The 5,353-nt window shown below is 56.6% G+C and carries 3 protein-coding genes and 1 pseudogene; all 4 read left to right on the forward strand.

The annotated features are described in order from the left end of the window. Positions 1–244: 244 nt before the first annotated feature. Positions 245–685: pseudogene (locus J9889_RS18600) on the forward strand (IS30-like element ISAeca1 family transposase); the annotation flags it as partial. Positions 686–951: 266 nt separating this feature from the next. Continuing rightward, complete coding sequence (locus tag J9889_RS18605; RefSeq protein ID WP_210557664.1) at positions 952–2,118, forward strand: RNA-guided endonuclease TnpB family protein; 1,167 nt, start codon at positions 952–954, stop codon at positions 2,116–2,118. Positions 2,119–2,283: 165 nt separating this feature from the next. Next, complete coding sequence (locus tag J9889_RS18610) at positions 2,284–3,177, forward strand: EamA family transporter (protein WP_010675306.1); 894 nt, start codon at positions 2,284–2,286, stop codon at positions 3,175–3,177. Between the two features lie 135 nt (positions 3,178–3,312). Then, positions 3,313–5,118: an extracellular solute-binding protein gene (locus J9889_RS18615; protein ID WP_210557666.1), complete on the forward strand. Its 1,806-nt coding sequence runs from the start codon at positions 3,313–3,315 to the stop codon at positions 5,116–5,118. Positions 5,119–5,353 lie beyond the last annotated feature (235 nt).

Raw genomic sequence — 5,353 nt, forward strand, 5'->3', positions numbered from 1 at the left:
TGGTGGGCATTCCCGCGGAATGCATGGTGTTTTTGCTCATGGGGGGAGCGTATCTAAGGAGCAGGATCAAGCAAGCAGGAAAGTGGGATCAAGAGACGATCGTCTCATTTTTCCTGTGTCAATACTGTTCCGGTGAATACTTACATGGTGCCAAGCTGACAGGATCACGCAAGAGGCAATAGTGGATCACCGGACGATCGTCTCATTTTTTACCTGTCAACTGGTCTGGGTGAACCGTTACGTCGATACCGTGTTGGGTAAGCAAGGCAGCGGTGCAATAGTGAGTCTGTTGGAGCGTAAGAGCCGGCTCTACCTGGTTCAATACGTTCCCAGCAAAACAGCCAGCGCGGTGGCGGACACCATTATCAGCATGCTGAAACCCTACCAGGCACATGTCCATACCATCACAGCTGACAATGGTAGCGAGTTTGTCGAACATGAACGTGTTGCAGCAGAGCTGGAAGCGCAGGTGTACTTTGCGCATCCATACAGTGCATGGGAACGGGGACAGAATGAGAATAGCAATGGTCTGCTGCGGCAATATGTGCCCAAAGGCAGTGATTTGAGTGTGGTGACAGCAGAGGCACTGTCAGCCGTCGAAAAGCGGCTGAACTTCAGGCCGCGCAAATGCTTGGGATTTAAACAGCCACAGGTGGTTTTTGACGAACTTCTGAAAGCAGCCTGATTTTTAATCGGGAATTGCACTTCGAAGTTGAATTCGCGACTGCCCCGTAAACCCTCGCCCAATCGGGCGGGGATATAAGGGGAGCTAATTTGGTGTATTCTATTCTGCGATGTCGCACACTTCCTGAATGCCTTGATAATGATCAGATTGCGAAAAAGCAAAACCATTGCATAAGTATAAATATTCATCATTAAATTGACAATATGTATTTGATATTTCAAAAATAAAGAACTATTATAAGAGCACATTGCATCAGGGTCATTAATGTGAAAAGAGCCACAAAAGTACGCTTATATCCCACCGATGAGCAAGCAGCATTCATTAATGCCCAGTTCGGCGCGGTGCGGTTTGCGTATAATAAGGCGCTTCATATTCAGCAACACATGTATCGTCACCATAGTGTGTCTTTAAAGCCAAAACGCGATCTAAAACCTCTTCTTGCAGTAGCAAAAAGGTCGCGTAAATACAGCTGGCTTAAATTGTATGACTCACTCGCTCTTCAACAGGCGGTAATCAACCTGGATAAGGCATTCGCCAATTTTTTCAACCCCAAGCTCAAGGCCAGGATGCCCACCTTCAAGAGCAAGCGAGGCAGGCAATCGAGCTACCACCCCAATGGGAAAGTGCTGGCCGATGCCATACTATTGCCGAAGATGACGCCCATCCGAGCTGTCATTCACCGAGATATTATCGGCGCGGTATCCAGTATCACGGTCAGTCGTGGCCCGACAGGGAAATACTATGCATCCATCCTTTGCGATGATGGCTGTGAGGCTCCCGCCAAGCCCTCCCTCATCACAGAGGTGACAGGCTATGATTTGGGTCTGTCACACTACCTTATTCAATCCAATGGCAAAAAAACGGATAACCCGCGCCACCTTATTAATGCGAGCCGTAATTTACGGCGAAAGCAAAAGGCCCTGTCTCGCAAGAAAAAGGGCAGCGCCAACCGTGGCAAGGCAAGACGGCAACTGGCCGCCCTGCACGAACGGGTAGCTAATGCCCGCGCCGATTTTCAGCACAAACTCTCTCACACGATGGTTGACGAAAACCAAGCGGTCATCGTGGAGACATTGAAATCAGCGAACATGATGAAAAATCACAAACTGGCCCGCGCCATTGGCGATGCTGGTTGGCATGGTTTCATTATGAAGCTGGAGTACAAGGCACAAGCGGCGGGTCGCCACCTAATCAAACTTGATCAGTGGTTTGCCAGCTCGAAACTGTGTAGCGATTGCGGCCACAAGATGCCGGACATGCCGTTGCATCAGCGGCAGTGGGTATGTCCAGCGTGTGGGGTTGGGCATGACCGCGACATCAACGCGGCCATAAACATTCGACAGCAAGGAATATTGGAATTAAAAGCGGCGGGGCTCGCCGTTTCTGCCCATGGAGGCCAGTGTAAATCCGTCAATCTGACGGTAGCGGCCTAAGAAGTGGGAAGCCTCGCCATTGCGGAGAGCAGTCACCTTAGCCCGCCCGCGCTCGCCCGGTGTGCAGGTAGACACCTGCGCCCTTGACGGTGCCCACCCTGTAGCAGGTATGCTCGACCCCTTCGGCGCCCTGCCGTGCGGGCGCCGCTCAAACAAGGATGACGCATGCAAACCAAGGACAAGTGTCTGGCCGCCCTGGTCATTCTCTGCTGGGGACTCAACTTCGTTGCCATCAAGTGGGGGCTGGAAGGCATCCCCCCACTGCTGCTGGGAGCACTGCGTTTCGTCGGAGTCGTCTTCCCCGCCATTCTACTGGTCCCCAGGCCTGCCATGCCCTGGCGCTGGCTGCTGGCCTATGGCGGTGCCATCAGCCTGGGCCAGTTTGCCTTCCTGTTCTGCGCCATGAAATTCGGCATGCCCGCCGGCATGGCCTCCCTGGTGCTGCAATCCCAGGTGGTCTTCACCCTGCTGTTCGCCATGATCTGGCTCGGAGAGCGCTGGCAGCCCCACCACTGGGTGGCACTGCCGCTGGCGGGAGCAGGTCTTTATCTCATTGCCACCCATGGCGAGGGCAACCTCACCCTCATCGGGTTTGTGCTGACGCTGTGCGCAGCCGCCTGCTGGGGCCTTGGCAACGTCATCAATCGCCAGATAGGTCTGCGCTATCGCACCTCTCTGCCGAGCCTGGTCGCCTGGGGCGGGCTGGTGCCCATCCTGCCCTTCTTCGCGCTCTCCTGGCTGTTCGAGGGGCCCGAACTCATCGCAAGCAGCCTGCTCAACATCCGTTGGCAGGGCGTCTTGTGCGTGCTCTATCTCTCGTTTATCGCCACCTGGCTCGGTTATGGCCTGTGGGGGAGGCTGCTGATGCGCTATCCGGTGGCCCAGGTTGCCCCCCTCTCCCTGCTGGTGCCCTGTGTCGGCATGGTGGCCGCCGCCCTGCTGCTCGATGAACACCCCACTCCCCTGCAATGGCTGGGCTCGGGTCTGGTGCTGCTCGGCTTCGTGGTGCATCTGCTGGGGGGCAAGATGCGCTTCTTGAAGACCCAAACCGAGGATTGACCTCGCCCGGGAAACTTCCCATCATGGGTCAGGCCCTCTTGGGCCCACCCCGTTATTTCGGCAGGACGCCATCATCAGGAGAGCAAGGACATGCGTCATCCGTCATTTTCGATCATCCCCTCTTTACCAGGCATCATGCGGGTCATGGCCATGCTGCTCCCCTTCTGCTGGAGCCCGTTCGGCTGGAGTGCCACCCTGCCGGCAGATCTCAAATGGGAGAGCAACGACACCGACCCCGTCTATGCAGACCCCGAGGCCAAGCGAGGCGGCACCTTCCGGGATTTCATGTCGAGCTTTCCGCTCACCTTGCGCAAATACGGGCCGGATTCCAACGGCGGCTTTGCAGCCTACGTGCGCGAGACCAACCTGCCGCTCCTGAGCACCCATCCCGTGACGCGCAATCCCATCCCCATGCTGGCCAACCAGTGGGCTTTCGGCGCGGATAACAAGACGCTCTATTTTCGCATCAACCCCAAGGCCCGCTGGTCGGACGGCCAGCCCGTCACTGCGGATGACTGGGTCTTCACCCTCAAGATGATGCGCAGCAAGGAGATCAACGACCCCTGGTACAACAACTACTACAGCACCCAGATAAGCGAAGTGACCAAGTTTGACGATCACACCCTCGCCATCACCAGCGGTACCGAGAAGAGCCGGGAAGATCTGCTCGAAGCCCTCCCCTTCACCCCGGAACCCAGCCACGCCATCAAGCTGACCGCCAACTGGGTCAAGGAGTACAACTGGAAGGTGCTGCCGGTCACAGGCCCCTACCAGATTGGCGAGCTCAAGAAGGGCAAGTCGGTTACCTTCGACCGGGTCAAGGATTGGTGGGGGAACGACGAGCGCTACTTCCAGCACCGCTTCAATCCGGATCGCATCGAGATCAAGGTGCTCAGGGATCAGAACATCGCCTGGCAGCACTTCCTGCGCGGTGAGCTCGATACCTTCCCCCTCGTGATGCCCAACTGGTGGCACGACAAGAGCAAGACCGCCGAATTCGAGAAGGGCTATATCGAGCGGCTCTGGTTCTACAACCAGACGCCTCAGCCCCCCATGGGGCTCTATCTCAACACCGCCGATCCCTTGCTGAGCAATCTCGACGTCAGACTCGGCATCCAGCACGCCCTCGCCCTGGACAAGATGATCGCGACTTTGCTGCGGGGGGACTACCAGCGTCTCAACACCTATGGCTCGGGCCAGGGAGAGTTCACCAATACCGACCTCAAGGCGCGCCCCTTCGATCCCGCACTTGCTCGCGAATTCTTTGCCAAGGCGGGCTTTACCAAGACCGGACCGGATGGCATCTTGCGAAACGACAAGGACCAGCCCCTCTCCCTCAGCATCACCTACACCACGGCGGAACATGCCCAGCGTCTCACCCTGCTGCGGGAAGAGGCGAAAAAGGCGGGGCTCAACCTCGAGCTCAATCTGATGGATGCGTCTGCCGGCTTCAAATCCATGCTGGAGAAAAAACACCAGAGTTCCTGGATGGCCTGGAGCGGTGGTCGTTATCCCGCCTATTGGGAACACTTCCACAGGGTCAATGCCAACAAGCCCCAGACCAACAACATCATGAACATCGATGACGACAGGATCTCGGCCCTGGTGGAGCAATACGACAAGGCGTTCGATTTCGGCAAGAAGGCCGACCTCTCCCGCCAGATCCAGGAGCGACTCTATGAGCTCGCCAGCTTCGTCCCCGCCTATCAGGTGCCCTATACCCGGGCCGGCGCCTGGCGCTGGATACGCCTGCCCAAGGTGCCGGCAACCCCCCAGAGCGACTTGCTCTACTGGCCCCTCGACGGCTCCAACTCGGGTTACAGCTTTGGCGGCCTGCTCTGGATTGACGAAGCGGCAAAGGCGCAGACCCGGGCCGCCATCAAAGGGGGGCAGACCTTCCCGCCAGTGACCATCACGGATACCACCTACCAGCAAAAATAGGGCAGCTGGCACCGTCAGCCCTAAAACAAATCTATGGTCACCCCCTTTTTTGCAACCTTGATTTCGGGTGTTGTGGTTGGCTTGCTTAAATCCGTCATTCCGCACCTGATTTTGCTATTTTCAGTGCTTGACGGCGATCGGCCGTTCTGATCTATTACTCTCTTTTGCAGGTAGATCATCATGGCCGCACCCGCTATCTCGATCCGTAACCTCGATCACCTTGGTTTGGTCGCCG

It is taken from the genome of Aeromonas sp. PrichA-15 (assembly GCF_017939245.1).
GTDB lineage: Bacteria > Pseudomonadota > Gammaproteobacteria > Enterobacterales > Aeromonadaceae > Aeromonas > Aeromonas caviae.

Coding starts and splice junctions, on each gene's coding strand:
- J9889_RS18610 (WP_010675306.1), top strand. CDS start 2,284: ATGCAAACCAAGGACAAGTGTCTGGCCGCCCTGGTCATTCTCTGCTGG.
- J9889_RS18615 (WP_210557666.1), top strand. CDS start 3,313: ATGCGGGTCATGGCCATGCTGCTCCCCTTCTGCTGGAGCCCGTTCGGC.